The 23,500-nt window shown below is 72.5% G+C and carries 29 protein-coding genes; 18 read left to right on the forward strand and 11 right to left on the reverse strand.

Going from position 1 to position 23,500, the window contains the following annotated elements; all coding sequences use genetic code 11:
- Positions 1-14: 14 nt before the first annotated feature.
- The 9 genes from ACA514_RS40825 to ACA514_RS40865 all read left to right on the forward strand — a co-directional run bounded on the left by ACA514_RS40825 (position 15) and on the right by ACA514_RS40865 (position 8,611).
- Positions 15-611: a TetR/AcrR family transcriptional regulator gene (locus ACA514_RS40825; protein WP_375046677.1), complete on the forward strand. Its 597-nt coding sequence runs from the start codon at positions 15-17 to the stop codon at positions 609-611.
- Positions 605-1,546 carry an ABC transporter permease gene (locus tag ACA514_RS40830; protein ID WP_375046678.1) on the forward strand — a complete coding sequence of 314 codons (942 nt, stop codon included), beginning with the start codon at positions 605-607 and terminating at the stop codon, positions 1,544-1,546. Before ACA514_RS40825 ends, ACA514_RS40830 begins: the two co-directional genes overlap by 7 nt.
- 50 nt (positions 1,547-1,596) lie before the next feature.
- Entirely contained in the window at positions 1,597-3,378 is a 1,782-nt protein-coding gene (locus ACA514_RS40835) for a dipeptide/oligopeptide/nickel ABC transporter permease/ATP-binding protein (RefSeq protein ID WP_375046679.1), read from the forward strand.
- Complete coding sequence (locus ACA514_RS40840) at positions 3,375-4,226, forward strand: ATP-binding cassette domain-containing protein (RefSeq protein ID WP_375046680.1); 852 nt, start codon at positions 3,375-3,377, stop codon at positions 4,224-4,226. Before ACA514_RS40835 ends, ACA514_RS40840 begins: the two co-directional genes overlap by 4 nt.
- Before the next feature lie 45 nt (positions 4,227-4,271).
- The gene (locus ACA514_RS40845) at positions 4,272-4,745 is read left to right on the forward strand and encodes a nuclear transport factor 2 family protein (protein WP_375046681.1); all 474 of its coding nucleotides are present in this window, start codon (positions 4,272-4,274) and stop codon (positions 4,743-4,745) included.
- 111 nt (positions 4,746-4,856) lie between these two features.
- Positions 4,857-6,065: a hypothetical protein gene (locus tag ACA514_RS40850; RefSeq protein ID WP_375046682.1), complete on the forward strand. Its 1,209-nt coding sequence runs from the start codon at positions 4,857-4,859 to the stop codon at positions 6,063-6,065.
- The gene (locus ACA514_RS40855) at positions 6,065-6,850 is read left to right on the forward strand and encodes an SDR family oxidoreductase (RefSeq protein WP_375046683.1); all 786 of its coding nucleotides are present in this window, start codon (positions 6,065-6,067) and stop codon (positions 6,848-6,850) included. The genes ACA514_RS40850 and ACA514_RS40855 overlap by 1 nt, the downstream gene beginning before the upstream one ends.
- Positions 6,851-6,896: 46 nt before the next feature.
- A complete protein-coding gene (locus tag ACA514_RS40860) occupies positions 6,897-8,057 on the forward strand; it encodes a sulfotransferase (protein WP_375046684.1) in 1,161 nt (386 codons plus the stop codon).
- Positions 8,058-8,155: 98 nt separating this feature from the next.
- Complete coding sequence (locus ACA514_RS40865) at positions 8,156-8,611, forward strand: tellurite resistance TerB family protein (protein ID WP_375046685.1); 456 nt, start codon at positions 8,156-8,158, stop codon at positions 8,609-8,611.
- Here the strand turns inward: ACA514_RS40865 and ACA514_RS40870 are convergent, their stop codons facing one another.
- Both ACA514_RS40870 and ACA514_RS40875 read right to left on the reverse strand, forming a co-directional pair.
- Entirely contained in the window at positions 8,612-9,178 is a 567-nt protein-coding gene (locus tag ACA514_RS40870) for a carboxymuconolactone decarboxylase family protein (protein WP_375046686.1), read from the reverse strand.
- Between the two features lie 72 nt (positions 9,179-9,250).
- A complete protein-coding gene (locus ACA514_RS40875; RefSeq protein WP_375046687.1) occupies positions 9,251-9,523 on the reverse strand; it encodes a winged helix-turn-helix transcriptional regulator in 273 nt (90 codons plus the stop codon).
- On the opposite strand from ACA514_RS40875, the gene ACA514_RS40880 reads away from it, so the two are divergent.
- Entirely contained in the window at positions 9,522-9,839 is a 318-nt protein-coding gene (locus ACA514_RS40880; RefSeq protein ID WP_375046688.1) for a hypothetical protein, read from the forward strand. The genes ACA514_RS40875 and ACA514_RS40880 overlap by 2 nt on opposite strands.
- Positions 9,840-9,914: 75 nt before the next feature.
- Here ACA514_RS40880 and ACA514_RS40885 read toward each other — a convergent pair whose 3' ends face one another.
- A complete protein-coding gene (locus ACA514_RS40885; protein WP_375046689.1) occupies positions 9,915-10,301 on the reverse strand; it encodes a nuclear transport factor 2 family protein in 387 nt (128 codons plus the stop codon).
- An 86-nt stretch (positions 10,302-10,387) separates the two neighbouring features.
- On the opposite strand from ACA514_RS40885, the gene ACA514_RS40890 reads away from it, so the two are divergent.
- Positions 10,388-11,176, forward strand: a complete 789-nt coding sequence (locus ACA514_RS40890) for a helix-turn-helix domain-containing protein (RefSeq protein WP_375046690.1) — start codon at positions 10,388-10,390, stop codon at positions 11,174-11,176.
- On the opposite strand, the gene ACA514_RS40895 is transcribed toward ACA514_RS40890, so the two are convergent.
- Entirely contained in the window at positions 11,163-11,774 is a 612-nt protein-coding gene (locus ACA514_RS40895) for a TetR/AcrR family transcriptional regulator (RefSeq protein ID WP_375046691.1), read from the reverse strand. The two genes, ACA514_RS40890 and ACA514_RS40895, sit on opposite strands and share 14 nt — an antisense overlap.
- Positions 11,775-11,880: 106 nt before the next feature.
- On the opposite strand from ACA514_RS40895, the gene ACA514_RS40900 reads away from it, so the two are divergent.
- Positions 11,881-13,020 (forward strand): FAD-dependent oxidoreductase, encoded by a 1,140-nt coding sequence (locus ACA514_RS40900; protein WP_375046692.1) that lies wholly within the window; start codon positions 11,881-11,883, stop codon positions 13,018-13,020.
- Positions 13,021-13,443: 423 nt separating this feature from the next.
- Here the strand turns inward: ACA514_RS40900 and ACA514_RS40905 are convergent, their stop codons facing one another.
- Complete coding sequence (locus ACA514_RS40905; RefSeq protein ID WP_375046693.1) at positions 13,444-13,734, reverse strand: hypothetical protein; 291 nt, start codon at positions 13,732-13,734, stop codon at positions 13,444-13,446.
- A gap of 173 nt (positions 13,735-13,907) precedes the next feature.
- Here ACA514_RS40905 and ACA514_RS40910 point away from each other — a divergent pair, with 173 nt between their 5' ends.
- The gene (locus tag ACA514_RS40910; protein WP_375046694.1) at positions 13,908-14,162 is read left to right on the forward strand and encodes a GntR family transcriptional regulator; all 255 of its coding nucleotides are present in this window, start codon (positions 13,908-13,910) and stop codon (positions 14,160-14,162) included.
- A gap of 152 nt (positions 14,163-14,314) precedes the next feature.
- Positions 14,315-14,887, forward strand: coding sequence for a dihydrofolate reductase family protein (locus ACA514_RS40915; protein WP_375046695.1), 573 nt, complete (start codon positions 14,315-14,317; stop codon positions 14,885-14,887).
- Positions 14,888-14,901: 14 nt separating this feature from the next.
- Here ACA514_RS40915 and ACA514_RS40920 read toward each other — a convergent pair whose 3' ends face one another.
- A complete protein-coding gene (locus ACA514_RS40920; RefSeq protein ID WP_375046696.1) occupies positions 14,902-15,840 on the reverse strand; it encodes an alpha/beta hydrolase in 939 nt (312 codons plus the stop codon).
- Between the two features lie 154 nt (positions 15,841-15,994).
- On the opposite strand from ACA514_RS40920, the gene ACA514_RS40925 reads away from it, so the two are divergent.
- Positions 15,995-16,864, forward strand: a complete 870-nt coding sequence (locus ACA514_RS40925; protein ID WP_375046697.1) for a helix-turn-helix domain-containing protein — start codon at positions 15,995-15,997, stop codon at positions 16,862-16,864.
- Positions 16,865-16,881: 17 nt separating this feature from the next.
- Here ACA514_RS40925 and ACA514_RS40930 read toward each other — a convergent pair whose 3' ends face one another.
- Both ACA514_RS40930 and ACA514_RS40935 read right to left on the reverse strand, forming a co-directional pair.
- On the reverse strand, positions 16,882-17,319 hold the full coding sequence (locus ACA514_RS40930; RefSeq protein ID WP_375046698.1) for a VOC family protein: 438 nt from the start codon (positions 17,317-17,319) through the stop codon (positions 16,882-16,884).
- A gap of 1 nt (position 17,320) precedes the next feature.
- Positions 17,321-17,887 (reverse strand): DinB family protein, encoded by a 567-nt coding sequence (locus ACA514_RS40935; protein ID WP_375046699.1) that lies wholly within the window; start codon positions 17,885-17,887, stop codon positions 17,321-17,323.
- Between the two features lie 114 nt (positions 17,888-18,001).
- On the opposite strand from ACA514_RS40935, the gene ACA514_RS40940 reads away from it, so the two are divergent.
- Together ACA514_RS40940 and ACA514_RS40945 are read left to right on the forward strand one after the other, a co-directional pair.
- Positions 18,002-18,448: a nuclear transport factor 2 family protein gene (locus tag ACA514_RS40940; protein WP_375046700.1), complete on the forward strand. Its 447-nt coding sequence runs from the start codon at positions 18,002-18,004 to the stop codon at positions 18,446-18,448.
- A gap of 25 nt (positions 18,449-18,473) precedes the next feature.
- The gene (locus tag ACA514_RS40945) at positions 18,474-18,968 is read left to right on the forward strand and encodes a DUF3237 domain-containing protein (RefSeq protein ID WP_375046701.1); all 495 of its coding nucleotides are present in this window, start codon (positions 18,474-18,476) and stop codon (positions 18,966-18,968) included.
- On the opposite strand, the gene ACA514_RS40950 is transcribed toward ACA514_RS40945, so the two are convergent.
- The 3 genes from ACA514_RS40950 to ACA514_RS40960 all read right to left on the reverse strand — a co-directional run bounded on the left by ACA514_RS40950 (position 18,944) and on the right by ACA514_RS40960 (position 21,809).
- On the reverse strand, positions 18,944-19,954 hold the full coding sequence (locus ACA514_RS40950; RefSeq protein ID WP_375046702.1) for a hypothetical protein: 1,011 nt from the start codon (positions 19,952-19,954) through the stop codon (positions 18,944-18,946). The two genes, ACA514_RS40945 and ACA514_RS40950, sit on opposite strands and share 25 nt — an antisense overlap.
- A gap of 67 nt (positions 19,955-20,021) precedes the next feature.
- On the reverse strand, positions 20,022-20,687 hold the full coding sequence (locus ACA514_RS40955; protein WP_375046703.1) for a response regulator: 666 nt from the start codon (positions 20,685-20,687) through the stop codon (positions 20,022-20,024).
- A 24-nt stretch (positions 20,688-20,711) separates the two neighbouring features.
- On the reverse strand, positions 20,712-21,809 hold the full coding sequence (locus tag ACA514_RS40960) for a sensor histidine kinase (RefSeq protein WP_375046704.1): 1,098 nt from the start codon (positions 21,807-21,809) through the stop codon (positions 20,712-20,714).
- 177 nt (positions 21,810-21,986) lie between these two features.
- Here ACA514_RS40960 and ACA514_RS40965 point away from each other — a divergent pair, with 177 nt between their 5' ends.
- Entirely contained in the window at positions 21,987-23,489 is a 1,503-nt protein-coding gene (locus ACA514_RS40965) for a sigma-70 family RNA polymerase sigma factor (RefSeq protein WP_375046705.1), read from the forward strand.
- The last annotated feature ends 11 nt before the right edge of the window (positions 23,490-23,500 follow it).

Below are 23,500 nucleotides of genomic sequence, written 5' to 3' on the forward strand. Positions count from 1 at the left end.
CCACCGGCGCTGACATGGCGAAACGGGGGCCGTACGAGAAGGGCCAGGCCAAGCGCAAGGAGATCCTCATGGCCGCGCTGGAGGTGTTCGCGGCGGAGGGCTACCGGGGGACCTCCCTGCGCAAGGTCGCGGACCGGTGCGGCCTCAGCCTGCCCGGCCTGATGCACTACTTCGAGTCCAAGGAGGACCTCCTCACGCAGGTGCTGCGGATGCGGGACGAGACGGCCCGGCTGCGGCACCCGGACCACACCCCGGAGACCTACCGGCGGATCGTCCGGGAGGGGACGGCCACCCCCGGGCTCGTGGAGCTGTTCGTGTCCATGGCGGCGGCGGCCGGCGACCCCCGGCATCCGGCCCACGTCCACTTCGCGGAGCGCTACCCGGCGATCCGCGAGCAGGTCGCCGCGTTCCTGCGGCGCTGCATGGACGAGGGATGGATGCGCTCGGACGTCCCGCCCGACCGGCTCGCGGCGCTGTTCGTCGCGGTCGCCGACGGCATCCAGATGCAGTGGCTGGTGGATCGCTCCATGGACATGGAGCAGCCGATCGGGGACGTGATGCGGCTGCTCAAGGCCGCCGGGCCCCCAGCGGAAGGAGGAGGCCGATGCTGAGGTTCGTGGCGCGGAGGCTCGTGTCGGGAGCGGTGCTCCTGCTCGTGATCTCCCTGCTGTCCTACCTGCTGCTGTCGATCCCCGACAACGACGTCGGGCGCCAGCTGCTCGGGCAGGGCGCCGAGCAGTCGGCGGTCGAGGCCAAGAACGCCTCGCTCGGGCTCGACCGGCCCGTGCCGGCGCAGTACGCCGACTGGCTGTCGCACGCCGTCCGCGGCGACCTCGGCACGTCCTGGTTCACCAGCGAGGACGTGACGCAGACGATCGCCAACCGGCTGCCGGTGACCATCAGCCTGATGCTCGGCGTCACGCTGGTGACGGCCGCCGTGTCGTTCCTGCTCGGCGTGTGGGCGGGGGTGCGGCGCGGCGTCGCCGACCGGTTCGTGCAGGTGCTGGGCGTCGCCGGGTACGCGCTGCCGGGCTTCCTGGTGACGCTGGTGCTGGTCCTGGTGTTCGCGGTCAAGCTCGACTGGTTTCCGGCGATCGGCTACACCCCCATCGACGAGTCGCCGGGCGGGTGGCTGTCCACGATCACGCTGCCGGTGGCGTCGCTGTCGGTCGCGTCGGTCGCGGGCGTGTCGCAGCAGGTGCGGGGCGCGGTCATCGAGGTCCTGCGCCAGGACTACATCCGGACGCTGCGCGCCCGCGGGCTGTCGGCGCCGCGGATCGTGTTCAAGCACGTGCTGCGCAACGCCTCCGCGCCCGCGCTGGTCCTGCTCGGCCTGCAGTTCATCGGGCTGCTCGGCGGCGCCGTGCTGGTCGAGCAGATCTTCGGGTTGCCCGGCATCGGCAGCATGACCGTCTCCTACACCGCGCGCGGCGACATCCCGGTGGTCATGGCGCTGGTCATGCTCACGGTCATCGGGGTCGTCCTGATCAACCTGGTGACCGACATCCTGATCGGCTGGCTGAACCCGAAGGCGAGAGCGTCATGAGCGAAGCGAACCGGGGGGTGTGGGGGGTCGACCCCCCACAAGAGGCACGCATGAGCGGGATTGTCGAGGTCGGGACCGCGGGCGGGGGCGTCGCGGTGCGGCGGCGGGGCGTCCTGCGCCGGCTGCTGACCAACCCGCTCGGCGCCGTGTCCCTCGTCCTGCTGGCGCTGCTGGTGCTGGCCGTGGCGCTGGCGCCGCTGCTCGCCCCGCAGGGCCCGCAGACCGCCTCGCTCGGCGACGCGTTCGCCGGGGCGAGCGGCGCGCACCCGCTCGGGATGGACTCGGCGGGCCGCGACATCCTGTCCCGCGTCCTGTACGGCGGGCGCAACACGCTCGGTGGCGCCGTCCTCAGCGTGGCGATCGCGCTGCTGCTGGGCGTGCCGTCCGGACTGTTCGCCGGCTACTACGCGGGGGCGTTCGACTCGGCCGCCACCTGGGTCGCCAACCTCGTGATGGCGCTGCCCGCGATGGTGGTGCTGCTGGCGTCCCGCGCGATCCTCGGCTCCAACCCGTGGGTCCTGATGATCGTGCTCGGGTTCCTCGTCGCCCCGCAGTTCTTCCGCATGGTGCGCGGGATCGTCGCGGACGTGCGGGGCGAGGCGTACGTGGACGCGGCGCGGGTGTCCGGGCTGTCGGACACCCGGATCGTCGTCCGGCACGTCCTGACGGTGGTGCGCGGGCCCGTCATCATCCAGGTCGCCCTGGTCGCCGGCCTCGCCATCGGCCTGCAGGCCGGGCTGGAGTTCCTCGGCGTGGGCAGCGGCTCCACCGCGACCTGGGGCGCGATGCTCAACGAGGCGTTCCAGAACATCCAGCGCGCCCCGATCCTGATGCTGTGGCCGGGGCTGGCGCTCGGCGTGACCAGCGGCGCGCTCGTCCTGCTGGCGACCGCCCTGCGGGACGCCCTGGAGGACCGCGCCGGGACCCCGGCGCGTCCCCGCCGGCGCCGCGCCGCCACCGCACCCGCTACTGAAAGCGCGAGCGGCGGCGACCGGGCCGAGCTGCTGTCGATCCGCGGGCTGGCCGTCGCGTATGCCCGCCCCGACGGCACCGAGGCGGAGGTCGTCCACGGCATCGACCTGGACGTGCGTCCGGGCGAGATCGTCGGGCTGGTCGGCGAGTCGGGCTCCGGGAAGACGCAGACCGCGTTCTCGGTGCTCGGGATCCTGCCGGACGGCGGGCGCGTCAGCCGCGGCAGCGTCATCGTCGCAGGCCAGGAGGTCGCCGGGCTGCCCGAGCGGCGGCACCGCGCGCTGCGCGGGACGACCGTCGCGTACGTGCCGCAGGAGCCGATGAGCAACCTCGACCCGGCGTTCACCATCGGCAGCCAGCTCACCGAGCCGATGCGGCACGTCCTGGGCCTGTCCCGCAGGCAGGCCGCCGAGCGCGCCCTGGACCTGCTCCGCATGGTCGACATCCCGGACCCCGAGCAGGTGCTGCGCCGCTACCCGCACCAGATCTCGGGCGGCATGGCGCAGCGGGTCCTCATCGCCGGGGCGATGTCCTGCGACCCGGAGCTGCTCATCGCCGACGAGCCCACCACCGCGCTGGACGTCCGCGTCCAGGCCGAGATCCTCGACCTGCTGCGCCGCCTCCAGGCCGAACGCGGCCTCGGCGTCCTGCTCGTCACCCACAACCTCGGCGTCGTCGCCGACCTGTGCGACCGCGTCGCGGTGATGAACGCCGGGCGGATCGTGGAGACCGGCGCCACCGACCGGGTCCTGCGCGACCCGCGGGACCCCTATACCCGCCGGCTGCTGGACGCCGTCCTGGACGACGCGCCCCCGCGCGCGCCCTGGCGGCCCGCCGAAGCGAGGAGCGAGACCGCGTGAACACCGCATCCCCGAACGGCGAGGCGCTGCTGTCGCTGCGCGACGTCCGCGTGTCCTTCCCCGGCAAGCGGCGCCGCGCCCGCACCGAGGTGCTGAAGGGCGTCGACCTGGACGTCCGGCCCGCCGAGACGCTCGGCCTGGTCGGCGAGTCCGGGTCCGGGAAGACGACGATCGGCCGGGCGATCCTCGGCCTGGTCCCCGTCGCGTCCGGCACGATCACCTTCGGCGGCGAGCGCATCGACACCGCGTCCGCCGCCCGCCGGCGGGCCCTCAGCCGCGACCTCCAGGTGATCTTCCAGGACCCCTACACGTCCCTGAACCCGTCGCTGACCATCGGCGACACCCTCGCCGAACCCCTCATCGCCCAGGGCGGCGACGCCCGCGGCACCCGCGCCCGCATCGCCGCGCTGCTGGACCGCGTCCACCTGCCCGCCGACGCCGCCGGCCGCCTCCCGCGCGAGTTCTCCGGCGGCCAGCGCCAGCGGATCGCGATCGCCCGCGCGCTGGCGCTCCGGCCCCGGCTGATCGTCTGCGACGAGCCCGTCTCCGCGCTGGACCTCACCACCCAGCGCACCATCCTCGACCTCCTGCTGGAGATCCAGGACGACACCGCCGTCGCCTACCTGTTCATCTCGCACGACCTCTCCGTCGTGCGCGCCATGAGCCACCGCGTCGCCGTCATCCACCACGGCCTGATCGTGGAGACGGGCGACTCCGCCCAGGTCACCACGGCCCCCGAACACCCCTACACCCGCACGCTCCTCCTCTCGGCCCCGGTGGCGGACGTCGCCGAGCAGCGCCGCCGCCGCGAGCGCCGCGCCGCCTCGGCGCCGTCTCCGGATCGTTAGAACGTGTTCTTGTCTTGCGCGGGCGGAGCGGTCAGGCTGGGGCGCATGGACCTGGAAGCCCTGGAAGAGATCCGCCGGCTCAAGCACCGCTACCTGCGCTGCGTCGACCTCAAGCAGTGGGACGAGTTCGCCGGCCTGTTCGCCGCCGACGCCGTCGCCGAGTACGACACCCCGGTGCTCGGCAAGACCCTGCGCCTGGAGGGACGGGCCGCGATCGTCGACTACATGCGCGCCAACCTGGGGCCGGACAAGATCAGCGCGCACACCGCGGGCAGCCCGGAGATCGACCTGGACGGGGACCGCGCGACCGGCGTCTGGTCGCTCGACGACACCATCATCATCCCCGGGCACCGGCTGCTCATCCGCGGCGCCGCGTTCTACCACGACGTCTACCGGCGCGGCGACGACGGCCACTGGCTGGTCGAGAAGACCGGGCACAAGCGCACCTACGAGTACATGGTGTCGCTGGACGACGTCCCGAGCCTGAAGTTCACGACCCCCGCCGACGGCTCCCGGTGATCGGGACCGTCCGTTGACCCGGACGTAGAACGCGTTCTAGCGTCCGTCTCCAGCACCGCCCGCCGCCCGTGCCGGCGCGCGCCCATGAACTCGCGTCCCCAGGAGAGCCCCGTGGCCACCGACGCAACAGACCGTTCCGACGCCGCGACGCGCCCGTTCGCCGACGCGGTCCTCGAGGCCGAGCAGATCATCCGCAACGCGCCGCACGTCAAGACCGACCAGGACCTCGCCGAGGGGCTGGACTACCTCGCCGGCAGCATCAAGGCGTGCCTGCACATGGTCGGCGCCTTCCAGCACGACCACCCGTTCTTCGCCTCGTCCACCGGCCCGTACACCAAGCTGGGCCTCGACAACCCCGACACGCTGTACTTCCACGCCTACATCAGGGACGACGCCGAGTACGTCGTCACCGGGCGCCGCGGCACCACCGCCGACCTCAGCTTCCAGATCATGAACGGCGACTACTCGCCGACGCAGTCGCCCGACAGCCTCACCGCGTTCGACGACCGGAAGCTGGACATCGCCGCGGACGGCTCGTTCCGGCTGACGTTCGGGCCGCCGAAGGACGGCGCCGGGGACGACTACGTCGCGTTCGCCCCCGGGTCCGCGATGCTGATCGTCCGCGAGGTGTTCAGCGACTGGGAGAACGAGAAGACGGGCGAGATCCGCATCCACCGGGCCGACACGCTCGGCACGTCCCCGGAGCCCGTCCCGTCCGACCGGATGGCGCGGCGGTACGCGGTCGCGGGGAAGATGCTGGTGTCCAGGATCAAGACGTTCCTGGCCTTTCCCGAATGGCACTACCTGCAGTTGCCGGTCAACACCCTGACCGAGCCGCGGTCGACGCCCGGCGGGCTCTCGACGCAGTTCTCGTCCGTCGGCCATTACGACCTGGACGACGACGAGGTCATGGTCATCACCGCGCCCGCCGCCGACCCGGCGGTGGCGCCGTACATGGGCTTCCAGCTCGGCAGCATGTGGTACATCTCGCTGGATTACATCAACCACCAGACGAGCCTCACCCGCGACCAGGCGCGCGTGGACGAGGACGGGAAGATCCGCTACATCGTCAGCGAGCGCGATCCCGGCCTCGCCAACTGGATCGAGCGGACCGGTCACCGCCGCGGCTATCTGCAGTTCCGCTGGCAGCGGCTCACCCGCGACCTTTCACCGGACGACGGCCCGACCGCGGAAATCGTCAAGTTCGACGAACTGCCCCGCGTTCTCCCGTACTACGAGAAGCAGCGCGTCACCGCGGAGGAATGGGCCGAGCGCATTGCCGCCCGCCAGGTCGCCGTCGCGCGAAGGATGCTCGGCTGATGGCCTCGGAACTGCTCAAGGACAAGGTCGTCGTCGTTTCCGGTATCGGCCCCGGACTGGGACGCGGCCTCGCCTTGCAATGCGCCAAGGCCGGCGCGGACATCGTGCTCGCGGCCCGCAACGAGACACGGCTCGCCGAGGTCGCCAAGGAGGTCGATGACCTCGGCCGCCGCGCCGTCACCGTGCCGACCGACATCAACGACCCGGCGGCCTGCGAAAGGCTCGTGGAAACGGCGCGGACGTCGTTCGGACGCGTCGACGGGCTCGTCAACAACGCCTTCGCGACCCCGCCGCTGCGCGATCTGATGAAGGTCGACATCGACGCCGTCCGCGCCGGGTTCGAGACGAACGTCCTCGCCGCCCTCCGCCTGACCAGGCTGCTCGTCCCCGACCTGGAAGAGCGCGGCGGCTCCGTCGTGATGATCAACTCGGCGGTGCTGCGGCATTCACGGCGCACCTTCGGCGCCTACAAGATGGCCAAGGCCGCGCTTCTGGCGATGACGCAGAACCTCTCCACCGAACTGGGGCCGCGCGGCATCCGGGTCAACACGATCGCGCCCGGCTACATCTGGGCCGACAACCTCCAGTGGTACTTCAACCATCTCGCCGAGAAGCGCGGCGTCCCGATGCAGCAGGTGTACGACGAGAACGCGGCCACCACCGACCTGCGCAAACTGCCGGAACCCGACGAGGTCGCCGACGCCGTGGTGTTCATGCTGTCGCCGCTGGCCCGCGCGGTCACCGGGCAATGCCTGGACGTCAACTCCGGCGAATGGCACCACTGAGGAAGGCCCCGTGTTGGGAAGGCCCCGTGTTGAGGAAGGCACAGCGATGAGCGCAGGCCGCGACAGCGTCGGCACGGTCGAGGACCTTCACGCGTCCGCGAGCAAGGTCACCGGCATGACGGAGTTCGGCGACGACGACTACCTCGACGGGCTGAAAGTCCTGCTGGACTCGATGACGAGGGACGCCGGGCTCACCCCGGCCGGCAACAAGGCGCAGCGGGCGATGCTGCGCGGCGCGCTCGCCGCCCGGCAGTTCTCCGAAGCGGCCTGGAAACGGCACCCCGAACACGCGGACGTGCCGATCGAGCGGCCGGTCTTCGTCACCGGCCTGCCCCGAACCGGTACCACGGCCCTGCACCGCCTCCTGACCGCCGACCCGGCCCACCAGGGACTCGACCTGTGGCTCGCGGAAGTCCCGCAGCCCCGGCCGCCCCGCGAGAAATGGGCGGACGACCCCGTCTTCCAGGCGATCGACGCCGGATACCGCCGGCACCACATCGAGAACCCCGAATTCATGGGCGTCCATTACATCTCGGCGGACTCGGTCGAGGAATGCTGGCAGCTCCTGCGGCAGAACATGCTGTCGATCTCGTTCGAATGCCTCGCGCACCTGCCGACGTACTCGTCCTGGCTCGCCGGGCAGGACTGGACTCCCGCCTACGTCCGGCACCGCCGCAACCTCCAGCTCATCGGCCTGAACGACGCCGGCCGCCGCTGGGTGCTGAAGAACCCGAGCCACCTGTTCGCGCTGGACGCGCTCATGGACGTCTACCCCGACGCCCTCATCATCCAGACGCACCGGACGCCGCGCACCGCGATGGCGTCCATGTGCAGCCTCGCCGCGCACGCCACCGACGGCTGGTCCGAGGTGTTCACCGGCGCCACGATCGGCCGCGACCAGCTCGACCTGTGGAGCCGCGGCCTGGACGCGTTCCGCGCCGAACGCGCGAAGCACGACCCCGCGCAGTTCGCGGACGTCCACTACGACGACTTCGTCCGCGACCCGATCGGCACCGTCGAATCCGTCTACGCGCGCTTCGGCCTGCCGTTCACCGACCAGGCCCGCGCGGCGATGGCGGACCTGCACAACGAGAGCACCACCAGCGCCGCCAAGCCGGCGCACCGCTACTCCCTGGAGGACTTCGGCCTGTCCGCCGCCGAGGTCGACGCCCGCTTCGCCGACTACATGAGCGACCTGCGCGCCTGACGACGCCTGCGCACGACGGGCCCGCCGGGAACCATCCCTCAATTACTACAGTTGTAGGAACGAGTGCGGACGGTCCGCACGGCGACGTGAGGGAAACGATGGCTCTCTGGAACAGGCTCCGCGAATCCACCCAGACGATGCAGGCGCAGCTGCTCACCAAGAAGAACGAACTGACGAGCGGAGCGTTCCGTGACGCGAGCATGGCCATGTGCGCGCTGGTCGCGGCGGCCGACGGCGGCGTCGACGCGGCCGAGCGGCAGCGGACGGCCTCGCTGATCATGGGCAACGAGGTGCTGCAGAACTTCCCGGCCGACGACCTGCAGCGCCGCTTCGACGACTACGTCGCGAAGCTGACCGCCGACTTCGACTTCGGCAAGGTCGCGGTGCTGCAGGACATCGGCAAGGTGAAGAAGAAGCCCGCCGAGGCCCGCGCCGTCATCCAGATCGGCATCGTCATCGGCGGCGCGGACGGCGACTTCGACGACGCCGAGAAGGCGATCGTCCGCGAGGCGTGCTTCGCCGTCGGCCTCCCGCCCGCCGAATTCGAGCTGTAGTCACCGCCCGGCCGGCCGGGGCGCGGCGAACGTGGCGGCCCACGGCTCGTTCCGGATCTCCAGGGCGTTGATCAGCTGGCCGATCATCCGGTACCACCCGGCGAGAACCAGCAGCTCCAGCAGCTGGGGCTCGTCGTAGGACGCGGCGAGCCCGTCCCACGTCTCCGGTGACAGCCGGGCGGAGTCATGCAGCTCGTCGACGGCCCGCACGAGCGCCCGCTCCCGCGCCGACCACGGGGCGGGGTCTCCCGTCACGGTCGCGTCGATCTGCTCCGCCGTCAGCCCGGCCGCCTCTCCGAACGTCGCGACGTGCACGCCCCACTCGTACTCGCACCCGGCCCGCGCGCACGTCCGGTCGATGACGATCTCGCGGTCCCGCGCGGGCAGCCGCCCGTGCGCGAGCAGGCCCGCGCCGAGGACCCGCATGCGCGACGCCAGCTCCGGATTGCGGTGCAGGACGCGGAACAGCGCCAGCGGTTCATGCGCCGCGCCGGGCGGCATCCACTTGCGCAGTGCCTGGTCGATCTCCGGTGCGTACGGGGGTTCGAGCGGTGCGATGCGCGCCATGGCGCCTCCCTGGAGTGCTTCGTTTTCAGAAGCATCATTGCGCTTCGAAAACAGAAGCACAAGACCTCGGCGTCACTCCAGCTCCGCGGCCCACCGCTCGGACCAGCGCGACAGGGGCCCGAGCGCCTCCCGCGCGTCCGCGCCGAGCGGGGTGAGCTCGTACCGCCCGTCATCGGCCTGCCGCACGAGCCCCACCTCGGCCAGCTCGACCAGCCGCTGCCGCAGCACGCTCGACGACATCCCGTCGCAGCGCTGCTGCAGCGGCCGGAACCCGAGCGGCCCCTCGTGCAGCTCCCACACGATCCGCAGCGTCCACCGCCGCCCGAACAGATCGAGCGCCGCCATGATCGGCCGCCCCGACGCCGACCCCCGCACGGGCCTGCCCGGCCTCGCCATGCCCCGCCCCCTCATTTCGGTTTCCGAAACGCTACCGCCCACGGAGCCGAAGCTCGCCGACCTGGTGATCCTGGACGCCGACCCGCTCGCGGACATCCGTAACACCAGGCGCATTCACACACTCGTCGTCAACGGGCGCCTGATCACTCAGCAAGAGCGGGCCGGCCTCCTAGGGGAGGTCGAGAAGGCGGCCGGCTCCGAACAGCCCCCGGCGAAGGGCACGGCGATGGCCCATGGTTGCGGCTGCCTGGGAAAGCCTCTGTGACGGGACATAACCGGCCCGTGGCCCGCGGACTCAGGTTGGTATTTCCCACGGGGCGGGGCGCGGGGCGGGCACTGTTCAGGAATCGTTCCACCATTCCAGATTCGCGGCCGCATGGGCCACCGGCTCGATGTTCTCCCAGCATTCGGCGATCAGCCCGTCCTCGATCCGCCAGATGTCGACGACGGCGATCTCCGGGCCGCCGTCGGGAAGGCGCCGCCGGGAGTGCAGCACGACGTGGTCGCCGTCGGCCAGCAGGTGCTGGACCTCGACCTGCATGCGGGCGAGCGGCCCGATGAGCGTCGTCTGCACGGCGGCGAGCCATTCCGCCTTGGTCGAGGACGTCGCGTCCGGACGGTGGTGGACGAAGCCGTCGCTCAGCAACGGTTCGAGCGTTTCCACGCCGCCCGTCTCGATCAGTTCCGCCAGTGCCCGCTGAATGATGCCCTTGTTGTCGTCGGTCATGGGTGCAGTCTTTCCGCGGCCTCGGGAATTGTCGATGAAATCGCATTTCATGGCGTCCGGCGCCACGATGAGTACGCTTCGGGACCATGCACACGGTCGGGGAACTCCTGCGGCAGTGGCGGCACCGCCGCCGGCTCAGCCAGCTCGACCTGGCGATCGCGGCGGACGTCTCGCCCCGCCACGTCAGCCTGGTCGAGACGGGCAAGTCCAACCCGAGCGCCGACATGGTCGTCCGCCTCGCGGACCAGCTCGACGTGCCGCTGCGCGACCGCAACCGGCTGCTGCTCGCGGCCGGCTTCGCGCCCCGGTACCCCGAGCGGCCGCTCGACGACGGTGCGCTGACGGCGGCCCGGAACGCGGTCGAGCGGGTCCTCCGCGCGCATGAGCCGTACCCGGCGCTGGCCTTCGACCGCCGATGGAACATCGTGACGACCAACCGCGCGCTCGAACCGTTCCTCGCGGACGTCGATCCTGAGCTGCTGCGTCCGCCGGTCAACCTGGTGCGGCTCGGCCTCGACCCGCGCGGCCTCGCCGCCCTGGTCGTCAACCTGACCGACGTGCGCGCGGTGTTCCGCTCGCGGGTCAGGCGGCAGCTCGCCGCCGCCCCCGACCTCGAACTCACCGCCCTCTACGAGGAACTGCTGGCGCCCGGCCCCGAGGACGGCCCGCCGCCCGAGTCCGACGTCATGATCCCTATGATCGTCCGCTTCGGCGGGCGGGAACTGCGGCTGTTCTCGACCATCACCACGTTCGGCACCCCGATGGACATCACGCTGGACGAGGTCGCGATCGAGTCCTACTATCCGGCGGACGCCGAGACCGCCGCCTACTTCGAAGCGCCCACTGGCGGTGCCCGCCGGGCTACTGCTTTCTGACCTGCGGTGATGTCGGCCCGGGGGGCGGGGGAGTCCAGCCGCGGGCGAGGATCCCGAAGATCGTTTCCACGGCGGCGCGGCGGTCCCCGCGGCCGCGGGTGAGGGACGGGATCTCCAGGACGAACCGGGCGAGCGTCGCGCAGGCCAGGTCGTCGTGGGGGACGCCGCACTCCTCGGCGATGGCCGCGGTGAGGGCGTCGGTGTACCGGGTCCACATGCGTTCCGAGTAGGCGCGCAGCGCCGGGGTCGAGTCGACCAGGTCGACGAAGCCGGCCCGTTGCGGGTGCTCCGCGATCGGCGGCCAGGTGGCGAGGACGTGCCGGCGGAGGGCGTCGAGGACGCTCTCGCCGTCGCGGCGCCGCCGGACCGCGCCGACCAGCTCGGACTCATGGTCCTCGTCCTGGTCGAAGACCAGCGCCTCCTTGCCGCTGAAGTGCTTGAACACCGTGGACGGGGAGACGTCCGCCGCTTCCGCGACGTCGTGGACGCTCACCTGGTCGTAGCTGCGCTCGAGGAAGAGGCGCAGCGCGGCGTCGGCGATCGCCTGCCGGGTGGCGGCCTTCTTGCGCTCGCGGCGGCCCGCGGGGGACGTGGTCATGAGGCGAGTGTATCCGATGATGTAGCGAGTCGATTAGTTGACTCGATGCACTTTTATACTTAGTCTCCGTTCTGAGCGAGTCCCAGGAACGACGGAAGGAACAGCCATGAACTCTCCCGAACCCGCCCGTGCCAGGATCAGCGTCATCGGCGCGGGTCCCGGCGGCCTGACCTGCGCGCGCATCCTCCAGCGGCGCGGCATCGCGGTCACCGTGCACGACCGCGACGAAGGCCCCGACGCGCGTGACCAGGGCGGCACCCTCGACCTGCACGCCGACAACGGCCAGATCGCCCTGCGCGAAGCCGGCCTCCTCGACGCGTTCTTCGCGCTGGCGCGTCCCGAGGGGCAGGAGATGCGCCAGTTGGACCCGTCCGGCGTGCTCAGGTCCCATCACGTCCCGGAGGCCGGTGAGCTCTTCAAGCCGGAGATCGACCGCGGCGACCTGCGTGCCCTCCTGCTCGACTCTCTGGAGCCGGGCACCGTCCAGTGGGGCCGCGCCCTCGAAAGCGTCAGCGGCCCCGCCGGCGGACCGCGGCGACTGCACTTCGGCGACGGCACCACCGTCGAGGCCGACCTGGTCATCGGCGCCGACGGCGCCTTCTCCCGGGTGCGCCGGGCCGTGTCGGCCGCCGTCCCCGAGTACAGCGGCGTGAGCTTCCTGGAGGCATGGTTCTCCGACGTCGAGAACCGGCACCCCGAGATCGCCGAACTGGTCGGCGCCGGAGGCGCCGCCGCGGCCGACGGCGACCGCGGCCTGTTCGCGCAGCGCAACAGCCGAGACCACATCCGCGTCTACATCATCCGGCGGGCCCCGGCCGACTGGATCGCCGCGAGCGGCCTCAACGCCGGCGACACCGCCGGCATCCGCGCCCTGCTGCTCGACGAGTACGCCCACTGGTCGCCCCGCCTGCGCCGGATGATCAGCGACAACGACGGCCGCTACGTCGACCGCCCGATCTTCGCGCTCCCCGTCCCGCACACCTGGGAGCACGACCAGGCGGTGACGCTGCTCGGCGACGCCGCGCACCTCATGCCGCCCCTCGGCGTCGGCGTCAACCTCGCCATGCTGGACGCCTGCGAACTCGCCCTCGCCCTCGCGGACGCCCCCACCGTCGCCGACGCCGTCCGCCTCTACGAGAAGACGATGCTGCCCCGCTCCATCGAGACGGCCGGGATGCTCGAAGGCGCCGCCGAACACCTGCTCTCCGCCGACATCCCCGACTTCAGCGACAACACCCCCCGCTGAACACCCCCTACCCCAGGCTAGACCCGCACGGCGTCCAGACGGCCGTCCGCTTCGCCGCGGCCAGTCACGAGACCGCGCCGCCGGGCACGATGAGGGAATCCATCCCCCAGGCATAAAGGTCCCCGGCCTCGGCTCGGAAGAGGCGGGGGAAGGGCTGGTCACCCGGGTCGTCCGGTTCCCCGGGCCTGATCACGATCGGCTCCCACACGTGAACGGTCGTCTCCGAGGTGCCGCCGCCATCCTGGGCGGACATCCTGACCTCGCCGGTCTCCAGGTCCCACTAGATCGTAGGGAGATCGGGTTCAGGTCAGAACTGCGCGCGGTGTCTGCCGGTGTAGCGGGGACGGCGTGGGATCGCCAGCGCCGTCGCCGAACTCGCCAGCACCGCCGCGCCGACGGCGACCGCCGCCATCACGAGAGCGGTCACGGCGTCGCTCCCGGCGTCCCGCTCAGCAGCGTCTTGATCGCCAGGGCGGCGTCCGTGATCTGGTCCGCCTCCGCGATGGGGTGGCGCCATCCCGTCCAGAACCACGGCCGCCCCGCGTCCTCCGCGCGCGGCCCGACGGTCAGGACGGTGCACGGGTGGACGGTGCAGCAACCCTCCGCGTCGGGGTTCTCCACATGAAGGCCGTCCGGCGTGAACCACGCGCTCAGCCCGTGAGCGCGCAGAACGGTCCCCAGCGCTTCGAGTCGCGCCCTAGCATCGAGGTTCATGGGTCGTTCGCCTCCCTGGGCGTCCGGTCCTAGCCCCGTCCGGACGGTGCAACGTCCGGGCGGGGCGCTTTTCATGTACGCCTTTCAGTGTTCCACAGTGTTCTACTCCGTGCTAGCTCGGTCGGACCGTATGTGCCGTTCTAGCTCGTCCGATGCCGTTCTACCGTGGGTGGGTGAGCATCGACATGGATGGTCCCGACCCGCTTTACGTCCAGATCGCCGACATTCTGGAGACGCGCATCGCGGCGGGGGCCATCGGGCGGCGGCTGCCGAGTGTCCGTGCGATCTCGGAGGATTTCGGAGTGGCTCACGCGACGGCGGCGCACGCCGTCCAGGAACTCGCGCGGCGCGGCGTGGTCAAGACGACGCCCGGCAGGGGGACGTTCGTGCTGCGTCCCGCCGGTGGCCCGGACGACGGTGACGGGTAAGCGGTCGCGGCGCTGACGGGTGGCCGGGTGCGGTCGTTGGGGGCGGCGATGAGTTTCGGCGGGGTGGGCGGTCTGTCATGGTCGGGTGGACGGCCGCGGGAGCGGATGCGGGCCGCCCGACGGGAAGGCCACGAGAAGCTCGGGAGAACACCATGCGCACTCTGATCAGCACCGCCTTCGTCTCGCTCGACGGGGTCGTGGAGGCGCCCGGCGGGGAGCCGGGGTACCGGAACTCCGGGTGGACGTTCAAGGACGTCGAGTTCCTGCCGGAGGCCTACGAGATCAAGGGGCGGGAGCAGCAGGAGGCCGCCGCGATGATGATGGGCCGGGTCAGCTACGAGGCGTTCAGCCCGGTCTGGCCGTCCATGGAGGAGTTCGCCGAGTACAAGGTGATGCCGAAGTACGTCGTCTCCACCACCCTCAAGGAGGACGACCTGGTCTCCGGCTGGGGCGACACCACGATCCTGCGCTCGGTGGACGAGGTCGCCGCGCTCAAGGAGACCGAGGGCGGCCCCATCATCGTCCACGGCAGCGCCACCCTCGGCCGGGACCTCTCCGACGCGGGCCTGATCGACCGCTACCACCTGCTGGTCTTCCCGCTGCTGCTCGGCGCGGGCAAGCGGCTGTTCAGCGACACCGACAAGGACGCGCAGAAGCTGAAGCTCGTCGAGCACGAGGCGTACGCGAACGGGATCCAGAAGAACGTCTTCGACGTCGTCCGCTGACGGCCCGCCCCCGGCTACGCGGCCTGCGGCGGGGCTTCGGCGAGCGCGGCGGTGAAGAACGCGGCGAGCTTCTCCGCCACCGGTCCGACGTACCGCTCGCGGTCGTAGAGGTCGACGTGGCTCGCGCCGTCCACCCAGTGGATCTCCTTGGGGCCGGTGGCCTTCTGGAAGGCCTCGACGGTCATCCAGGAGGTGACGGCCCGCGTCCCGGCGATCATCAGCAGGGGGCGCGGGCCGATCAGCGGGACGGAGGCGAAGGCGTCGAAGGCGGCGATCCGGTCGACGCTGGTCCAGTCGAGGACCGCCGCCGAGCGCGGGTGCGCGGCGCGCGGGGTCCGGTAGTAGGCGAAGCCTTCGGCGCCGTGCTCGCCGCCGAGCCGGCGGGCCTCCTCGGCGGTCGCGGGGAACAGGGGCAGCGCTCCGGGGTCCTCGCCGCGGGCGATGGCGGTGCGGGCGTTGGCTGCGGCGTCGAGCATGCCCTGGAAGGCGTCCGGGTCCTGGGTGCCGTCGGCGCCGAGGCGGAACTGGCGGGCGATGTCGACGGCGCTGACGGTGGCGGTCGCCTGGATGCGGTGGTCGCCGGCGGTGGCGGGCAGGACGTAGCCGCCGGAGGCGCAGATGCCGAGCGCGCCGATGCGTCCGGCGTCGATCTCCGGCCGCGTGGTGAGGAACGAGACGGCGGCCTTGAGGTCCTCGATCCGCTGGGCCGGGTCCTCCAGTCCGCGGGGTTCGCCGCCGCTCTCGCCCTGGTAGGCGGCGTCGAAGGCGAGGGCCGCGAAGCCGCGGGCGGCGAGCAGGGACGCGTAGAGGCCCGCGGTCTGCTCCTTCACGCCGGTGCCGGGATGGCCGACGACCACACCCGGCCAGGGGCCGCGGGCGGGCGTGTCGGGGAGGTGCAGGTGGCCGGCGAGGGTGATGCCCGCGCTGTCGAATGCGACGTCGATCTTCGGCATGGGGTGCTCCAGTCCTTCGTGGGATCGCTGCCGGTGGTTCCGGCGGCGTGATTCCACGGTGGCGCTCCCACGGGACGCCCGTAAGAGGCGGGTTCTTGCCTGGGAAGGAACCTGCCCTCCCAGCGGCGTCCCCCGACCGCCGACAATGGACGGTATGACCGCTTCATCGCAGGCCGGCGACCTCGGGGTCTTCCTCAAGGCGCGCCGGGCCCAGCTGACACCGCGCGACGTGGGCCTGCCCGAGGACGACGGGCGCCGCAAGGTGGCGGGCCTGCGCCGGGAGGAGGTCGCCCGGCTCGCCGCGATCAGCGTCGACTACTACACCCGGCTCGAGCAGGGCCGTGTCCGCGCGTCCGCCGGGGTGCTCGCGACCCTGGCCGGTGCCCTGCGCCTGGACGAGGACCAGCAGACCTACCTCTACGAGATCGCGGGCAAGGCCGACGCCCGCCCGCGCCGCCGCCGCGCCGCGCAGAAGGTGCGGCCGGCGGTGCGCCGCCTGCTCGACCGGCTCCCGGGGACGCCGGCGGTCGTGCTCGGCAAGCGGATGGACGTCCTGGCGTGGAACGATGCCGCCGGCGCCCTCTACCCCGATTTCGCCCAGGTGCCCGCGGGTGAACGCAACTACGTCCGCCTGCTGTTCACGCGCCCGGGCTTCCGCGGCATGCACCTGGACTGGCGGCACGATGCGCGCGACGCCGTCGCGGCCCTGCGGATGGAGGCGGCCAAGGACCCCGACGACCCCGATCTCGCGCGGCTCGTCGGGGAACTGTCCGTCCAGGACACCGACTTCCGCACCTGGTGGGCCGAGCACCGCGTCAACTCCGCGGGCCACGGCACCAAGCGCTACCGCCACCCGGTGGTCGGCGATCTCACGCTCGACTGCGACACCTGGAACAGCCCGGACGACAGCGGTCAGCGGCTCATGGTCCTCACCGCGGAACCGGGGACGCCGTCCGACGACGCACTCCGCATCCTGCTGTCCTGGGCGCCGCAGGACAGCCCGGCTCCGAGCCCCGGCGCCTAGCACTGCGGCGTCGCGGGTCAGTCGAGGCAGAACTCGTTGCCCTCGGGGTCGGCCATGATGATGTGGCCGGCGCCGAGCGGCGGAGCGGGCTCGTGGCGCTGGAGGCGGGCGGCGCCGTGCGGGACGAGGCGCTCGGCCTCGGCCTCCAGGGCCGCCATCCGCTCGTCGCCGGTGAGGCCGGGAGCCGCCCGGACGTCCAGGTGGACGCGGTTCTTGACCTGCTTGCCCTCCGGGACGCGCTGGAAGAACAACCGCGGACCGGAGCCGTCGGGGTCGGTGACCGCCGAGGCGTCGTTGCGGCGTTCGGGCGGCACGCCCATCGCGTCGAGGGCCTCGTCCCAGGTCGGGAAGTTCCCGGGCGGGTCCTGGAGCCGGTAGCCGAGGGCCTCGGCCCAGAACGCCGCGAGGGCGGCCGGGTCGGCGCAGTCGAAGGTGATCTGGATCTCGCGGGCCATGTCAGTTCGCCTTCCGGTGCAGGTAGAGGTCGCGGAGCAGGCAGACCTCGGACAGATGGTGGATCATCTCGCGGTTGATGTGCAGGACGAGCGCCGCCATCGGACGCTCGCTCCAGGGCGTCTCGGCCTCCCCGCACGGGCGGGCCAGGCCGGATTCGCCGAGTGATTCGACCCCGGCCGTCCACGCGGCGTACTCGGCGTCGAGCTGGGCCAGCGCCTCGGACGCGGTCGTGGCGTACTCGAACGCCTCGTAGCCGGTGGCGGCGCGGCCGAAGTGCGCGGCGTTCCGGACGGCGAGGACGCCCACGATGACGTGCCCGAGGCGCCAGGCGATCGTCGTGAACGGCGCGGGTTCCGGTGGCGGGAACGCGAAGTCGATGGTCAGCGCGCCGGATCCGGCCTGCACCGGGGCGGTGCCGGTGCCGCGCGGGCGGACGCTCCAGCAGTCGGGTGCGGGCTCCCAGAAGTACTCGTCGTCGGTGAGGCCGTCGAGGCGGGGGCGCAGCAGGTTCGTCCAGTGCCAGGTCAGCTGTTCGCGCAGCAGGGGATTCCAGGTCTGCTCGGTCATGCGGCCAGCCTGGCGCAGATAGCGGACAGCTTCGTTCCGTTATCGCCAAGGTCATTCCAAGGAACAGGGCCCGATGCTCTTGTTTATCTGTACGACCGTTCGTATTGTTTTCTCATGGATCGTGACCGCATGTTCGCGCTGGCGCAGGAGCTGGCCGTCGCCAAGAGCCGCCAGGACGTGCCGGCGGCGATGAAGCTGCTGCACCCGGAGATGGTGCTGGAGACCCCGGCGTTCGGAACGACGGCCCGCGGCCATGCGGAGAACGAGAAGGCGCTGCGCCGGTTCTTCGCCTCGTTCCCCGACTACGACGTCGCGTTGCAGGGGCACGCGGCGGACGCCGAGAACCTCGTGTGCTGGGGGACGGTCCGGATGACCTGGACGGGCGACCGCTTCGGCGTGGTGCCCGACGGCGGGCGCGCCGAGCTGCCGGTGTTCATCCGGTTCGCGTTCAAGGACGACCTGATCGCCGGCGAGTACTTCTTCTTCGACCTGTCGGAGCTGTGCGCCCAGTCGGGCGTCTCGGCCGACGCCGTCCGGCGCCGGCTCTTCGCCGCCGCCTGAACCCCCACCGAGAAAGGTGATGCGCATGGTCGCGGACCCGCGCGTGAAGGACGTCGGAGAGATCCGCACGGAGTTCCTCTTCGACATCGTGGTCGATCTGGACCCGCCACTGGACTTCGGCCGCGGACCGGCCGGCCGGCGCATGCTGTTCGGCTCCGCCGGCGGGACGTTCGAGGGCCCGGAGCTGCGCGGGGACGTGCTCCCGAGCGGCGGCGACTGGGCCCTGTTCCGCTCCGGCGGGACGATGGCCCTGGACGTCCGGCTCGCGCTCCGGACGGACGACGGGGCCCTGATCCACATGGCCTACGGCGGCCGCTTCATCACCCCGCCGGAGCTGGGCGCCGAGATGGCCGACGCCGCCGGGAGGCACCGGGTCGACCCGTCCCGGTACTACTTCAGGACCAGCCCGCTCTTCGAGACGGGAGCCGAGCGGTACGCATGGCTGAACGACATCGTCTGCGTGGGCTCGGGCTACTTCGTCGAGGGCGGTATCGCCTACAAGGTCGCCCGGGTGGCGTGAGCGGGGACGCCGGCGTCCGCGCGGAGGCGCCGGGCGAGGGCGTACAGGAGATAGACCATCACGGCGGCGATGACGGCCAGGCCGACCGCGTCGGGGACGTTGTCCGTGTTGGCCACGAAGCCGAACGCGGTGTGCGCGACGAGGGCGCCGGAGATCGCGGCGAGGCGGTGGCGGTCCGTCCAGCCGCCCGTCCGGGCCAGGTAGAAAGCGGTGCCGGCGGCCAGCAGTGCGGCGGCGGCCATCGGGACCGGGACCCACGCCCGGGGGACGAACGCGGAGTGGTCCGCGCCGGCGAAGGGGAACAGCAGAGCGAGGAAGGCGAACGACGCGAGGCCGCAGACGGCGCCGAGCTTCCACGGCGCGGGCGGGACGCCGGGTAGGGGCGGGCGGCGGAGGCGGGGGAGCACGGCCAGGGCGACGAAGGCGAGCACCGCACAGAGCGCCAGGATGATCAGGGCCGTGTCGCCCGGCAGCGTGTAGTGGGGGTCCTCGGACGGCGGGACGGAGACGCGCAGCAGGCCCGCCCCGACGGCTGCGACGACCCCCGTGATGATCACGCCGCCGCGGCGCAGGTACGGCGCCCGGCCGTGGCGGCGGAACACCAGCTCGACCAGCGCGATCGGGACGAGGACGCTGAACACCGCGTGGTAGGGCAGGTTCAGCTCGGTGTACGGGGCGTTGATCCCGAACGGCCTCGGCCCCCAGTCCGCCGCGTCGTACAGGTGCGGGCTGGTCAGGCTCTGCAGCGCCAGCCCCTCCTCGACCAGCCCGTAGACGAGGCCCATCGCCAGGACGCTGCTCCACCCGCCCCCGAGGCGGCGGACCAGCTCCCGGATCAGCAGCACGCCGGCGCCGTAGATCGGCACGTACAGCAGCACGAGCCAGATCATCCGGACCGGGACCGTGCCGAGGGTGAGCTCGGCGACGGCGGGCGCGACCAGGACCAGGGTCCACGCCGCCCGCCGGGAACGCGGCTGCGATGTCATGCCGCCAACGCTAGGAACGCGCGGCGCCGGGCGCTTCCAACGAAGGATCGGTCTCGGCGCTCCGACTTTAGTCGCAGGGGCGCGGCCGGACGAGGCCGAGGTCATAGGCCAGCACGACCACCTGCACGCGGTCGCGCAGCCCGAGCTTGCGCAGGATGCTGGAGACGTGCGTCTTCACCGTCGCCTCGGTGACGACGAGCCGTTCGGCGATCTCGGCGTTGGACGCGGCGCGCGCGATGAGCTCGAGCGTCTGCATCTCGCGGCCGGTCAGCGCGGCGAGCGCGTCCGGGCGGACGGGCGGGCGCGGCTCGGTGGCGGTGAACCGGTCGAGCAGCCGCCGCGTGACCGACGGCGCGAGCAGCGCCTCCCCGCGCGCGACGACCCGGACCGCCTCCGCCAGGTCGGCCGGCCGGACGTCCTTGAGCAGGAACCCGGCGGCGCCCGCGCGCAGCGCCGCGTACAGCGGCTCGTCCAGGTCGAACGTCGTCAGGATGATCACCTTCGGCGGGTCCGCGGCCGCGGTGATGCGCCGGGTGGCCTCGATGCCGTTCAGGCCGGGCATCCGCACGTCCATCAGCACGACGTCGGGTGCGAGGCGGGCGGCGAGGCGGACGGCCGACTCCCCGTCCCCGGCCTCGCCGACCACGGTCAGGTCGTCCCGCGCCTCGATGATCATGCTGAACCCGGCCCGCACGAGGTCCTGGTCGTCGGCGATCAGCACGCGAACGGTCACGGGTGCGCCCTTCCGCCGGGGGTTCTAATGGCGGGCCTCCTTCACCGGCAGCGAGGCCCGCACGCGGAACCCGCCGGACGGGTCGGGCCCGGCCTCGAACGTGCCGCCGAGCAGTGCGGCGCGCTCCCGCATCCCGGCGATCCCCTGCCCGCTCCCGGCGAGGGCGGTGCCGCCCCTCTCGCCCGCGCCGTCGTCGAGGACGTCGACGTCCAGGCATCCGCCGGCCAGGCGGAGGACCACGTCGGCGCGGCCGGCGCGGGCGTGCCGCAGCGTGTTCGTCAGAGCCTCCTGGACGATCCGGTAGACCGCGAGGCCCACGCCGGACGGAACGTGCACGTCGCCCATCCCCTCCCGGTGCAGCCGCACGTGCAGCCCGGTTCCGGCGACCGAGGAGATGAGCCGGTCCAAGTCTCCCAGGCCGGGCACCGATCCGGCAGGGTCCGTGCCTTCGGCGTCCCGCATCGACCGCAGGAAGTGCCGCAGCTCCGCGAGCGCCTGCCGTCCCTCGGCCTCCAGGCTCCGGACGGCCCGCCGCGCGAGGTCGGGGTTCGCGTCGAACACGTCGTCGGCGGCGGCCGCCTGCACGACCATCACCGACACGGTGTGCGAGAGGACGTCGTGCAGTTCCCGGCCGATCCGCGCCCGCTCCTCCAGCGCCGCCCGCCGCGCCTCGGAGTGCCGGCGCGCCGCGCCCGCCCGTCCCAGCGCGCCCCAGCTCCACGCGAGCAGGGCGGCGACGGGCCACACCGCGACCATCCGGCCCTGCGCCGCCGCGACGGCGGCGGTCGCGGCGGCGACCGCGCCCATGCCCCACAGCGAGACCCGCGCGGGCCGCAGCCAGGCGAACACGCACAACACGACGAAGACGATTCCGGGCCCGATCTCGGGGCCCAGCGCCTGGACCCCGGCGCCCGCGGCGGCCGCCACCCCGAGCGCGGCCTCGGGACGCTCCCGCATCAGCCATGCCGCCGCCGCGCCCTGCACGGCCAGCAGCGCGACGACGATCCCGCGCTCGGACCAGCCCAGGTCCAGGAACGGGACGGCTCCCGCCGCGCCGATCGCGCACACCACGGCGACCGTCCGCCACCAGGACGGCAACACCGCCGCATACCGATCCCGCACGCTCGCCGACGCTACCAATCAGGCCCCCCAAACGGGACCGGACCGGAACCGCCGGGCCGTCCGCGGCCGTACAAGGAACAGGGCACTTGCCGGTGATGGTCTGCTTGTTGTTATCTGCGGTGCTTCGGGAGGTCTCCTGGGGAATCGGGGCGATCCGCCGAAGGGACGGTGACACGCGTGGGCGAGGACGTGGACCTGCTGGTCCGGGCGGCGCAGGACGGCGACCCCGAGGCCACGGAGCGGCTGGTCGCCGAGCACCTGCCGCTGCTCTACAACGTGGTCGGCTGGGCCCTCGACGGCCACGCCGACGTGGACGACGTCGTCCAGGACTCGGTGCTGCGGGCGCTCGGCGGGCTGGACGGCCTGCGCGAGCCCGGCCGGTTCCGCTCCTGGCTCGTGTCCATCGCGATGAACCAGGTGCGCCGCCGCTGGTCGTCGCTGCAGCGCGGCACCCCGATGGACCCGGAGGCCATCGCGCGGGTCGCCGCGTCCGAGGCCGACTTCGCGGAGGCCGCCGTGCTGCGGCTGGAGCTGTCGGGCCAGCGCCGCGAGATCGCCGAGGCGACGCGCTGGCTGGACGCGGGCGAGCGCGACCTGCTCGGGCTGTGGTGGCTGGAGGCCTCCGGGCACCTGGCCCGCGCCGAACTGGCCGACGCGCTGGGCCTGTCGGCGGCGCACGCGGCGGTCCGGGTGCAGCGGATGAAGAAGCAGCTCGCGACGTGCCGCGCCGTCGTCCGGGCCGTGGCGGCGGAGCCGCGCTGCGAGGCGCTCGGCGCGGTGCTCGCGCGGTGGGACGGGCTGCCGTCCCCGCTGTGGCGCAAGCGCGTCGCCAAGCACGTCCGGGGGTGCCGGGTCTGCGGCGCCCGGCAGGGCGACCTCCTGCCGCCCGAAGCGCTGCTCGCTGGCCTGGTGATGGTGCCGCTGCCCGCCGCGCACCCGCTGCACTCCTTCGCGACCGCCCTGTCCGCCGGTTCGGCCGGCGCCGGCACGGCCTCCTCCGCCGGGGTTCCGTCCGGGGCCGCCGGTGCGGCGTCGTCCGGGACGGGCGGCGCGGCCAAGGGCGGCGGGTTGGCGGCGGCGAAGTGGGGGGCGGGCGCCGCGGTGGCCGGCGTCACGGGCGCGGCGGTCATCTTCTGGAGCATGCAGGGCTCGCCCGGAGAGCAGCCGCGCCGCGACGATCCGCCGGTCGCGGCGCAGCGGACGCCGTCGTCCCGCACGCCCAAGCCGGAACCCGGCTCCACGTCGGTCAAGGAGAGCATCGCGCGGCCGTCCAAGAAGCCAGCCAAGGCCCCGGTGTCGTCGATCGAGCAGCAGGTCGTCCGGCTGGTCAACCAGAACAGGGCCAAGGCGGGATGCCGCCCGCTGCGCGTCTCGCCGGCCCTGCACAAGGCCGCCCAAGCGCACACGCAGGACATGGCGTCCCGGCGCGCCCTCGACCATCGCGGAGCCGGCGGCGGCGACCCGGGGGACCGGATCACCGCCGCCGGTTTCCGCTGGAGCGCCTGGGCGGAGAACATCGCGCAGGGCCAGGCGACCCCGCCCGCCGTCGTGGCGTCCTGGATGAACAGCGCGGGGCACCGGGCCAACATCCTCAACTGCCGCCTGACGATGATCGGGGTGGGCGTCGTGCACGGGTCCGGCGGGCCGTGGTGGACCCAGGACTTCGCGACGCCCGCCTGAACGGCACCCGT

Source organism: Actinomadura sp. NTSP31 (genome assembly GCF_041951385.1).
GTDB classification, from domain to species: domain Bacteria; phylum Actinomycetota; class Actinomycetes; order Streptosporangiales; family Streptosporangiaceae; genus Spirillospora; species Spirillospora napierensis.

What these genes read in the sequence shown, in the direction of transcription:
- ACA514_RS40825 (WP_375046677.1), top strand. Translation starts at nt 15, where the DNA reads ATGGCGAAACGGGGGCCGTACGAGAAGGGCCAGGCCAAGCGCAAGGAG.
- ACA514_RS40830 (WP_375046678.1), top strand. Translation starts at nt 605, where the DNA reads ATGCTGAGGTTCGTGGCGCGGAGGCTCGTGTCGGGAGCGGTGCTCCTG.
- ACA514_RS40835 (WP_375046679.1), top strand. Translation starts at nt 1,597, where the DNA reads ATGAGCGGGATTGTCGAGGTCGGGACCGCGGGCGGGGGCGTCGCGGTG.
- ACA514_RS40845 (WP_375046681.1), top strand. Translation starts at nt 4,272, where the DNA reads ATGGACCTGGAAGCCCTGGAAGAGATCCGCCGGCTCAAGCACCGCTAC.
- ACA514_RS40855 (WP_375046683.1), top strand. Translation starts at nt 6,065, where the DNA reads ATGGCCTCGGAACTGCTCAAGGACAAGGTCGTCGTCGTTTCCGGTATC.
- ACA514_RS40860 (WP_375046684.1), top strand. Translation starts at nt 6,897, where the DNA reads ATGAGCGCAGGCCGCGACAGCGTCGGCACGGTCGAGGACCTTCACGCG.
- ACA514_RS40865 (WP_375046685.1), top strand. Translation starts at nt 8,156, where the DNA reads ATGGCTCTCTGGAACAGGCTCCGCGAATCCACCCAGACGATGCAGGCG.
- ACA514_RS40870 (WP_375046686.1), bottom strand. Translation starts at nt 9,178, where the DNA reads ATGGCGCGCATCGCACCGCTCGAACCCCCGTACGCACCGGAGATCGAC.
- ACA514_RS40880 (WP_375046688.1), top strand. Translation starts at nt 9,522, where the DNA reads ATGATCGGCCGCCCCGACGCCGACCCCCGCACGGGCCTGCCCGGCCTC.
- ACA514_RS40875 (WP_375046687.1), bottom strand. Translation starts at nt 9,523, where the DNA reads ATGGCGGCGCTCGATCTGTTCGGGCGGCGGTGGACGCTGCGGATCGTG.
- ACA514_RS40885 (WP_375046689.1), bottom strand. Translation starts at nt 10,301, where the DNA reads ATGACCGACGACAACAAGGGCATCATTCAGCGGGCACTGGCGGAACTG.
- ACA514_RS40890 (WP_375046690.1), top strand. Translation starts at nt 10,388, where the DNA reads ATGCACACGGTCGGGGAACTCCTGCGGCAGTGGCGGCACCGCCGCCGG.
- ACA514_RS40895 (WP_375046691.1), bottom strand. Translation starts at nt 11,774, where the DNA reads ATGACCACGTCCCCCGCGGGCCGCCGCGAGCGCAAGAAGGCCGCCACC.
- ACA514_RS40900 (WP_375046692.1), top strand. Translation starts at nt 11,881, where the DNA reads ATGAACTCTCCCGAACCCGCCCGTGCCAGGATCAGCGTCATCGGCGCG.
- ACA514_RS40905 (WP_375046693.1), bottom strand. Translation starts at nt 13,734, where the DNA reads ATGAACCTCGATGCTAGGGCGCGACTCGAAGCGCTGGGGACCGTTCTG.
- ACA514_RS40915 (WP_375046695.1), top strand. Translation starts at nt 14,315, where the DNA reads ATGCGCACTCTGATCAGCACCGCCTTCGTCTCGCTCGACGGGGTCGTG.
- ACA514_RS40920 (WP_375046696.1), bottom strand. Translation starts at nt 15,840, where the DNA reads ATGCCGAAGATCGACGTCGCATTCGACAGCGCGGGCATCACCCTCGCC.
- ACA514_RS40925 (WP_375046697.1), top strand. Translation starts at nt 15,995, where the DNA reads ATGACCGCTTCATCGCAGGCCGGCGACCTCGGGGTCTTCCTCAAGGCG.
- ACA514_RS40930 (WP_375046698.1), bottom strand. Translation starts at nt 17,319, where the DNA reads ATGGCCCGCGAGATCCAGATCACCTTCGACTGCGCCGACCCGGCCGCC.
- ACA514_RS40935 (WP_375046699.1), bottom strand. Translation starts at nt 17,887, where the DNA reads ATGACCGAGCAGACCTGGAATCCCCTGCTGCGCGAACAGCTGACCTGG.
- ACA514_RS40940 (WP_375046700.1), top strand. Translation starts at nt 18,002, where the DNA reads ATGGATCGTGACCGCATGTTCGCGCTGGCGCAGGAGCTGGCCGTCGCC.
- ACA514_RS40945 (WP_375046701.1), top strand. Translation starts at nt 18,474, where the DNA reads ATGGTCGCGGACCCGCGCGTGAAGGACGTCGGAGAGATCCGCACGGAG.
- ACA514_RS40950 (WP_375046702.1), bottom strand. Translation starts at nt 19,954, where the DNA reads ATGACATCGCAGCCGCGTTCCCGGCGGGCGGCGTGGACCCTGGTCCTG.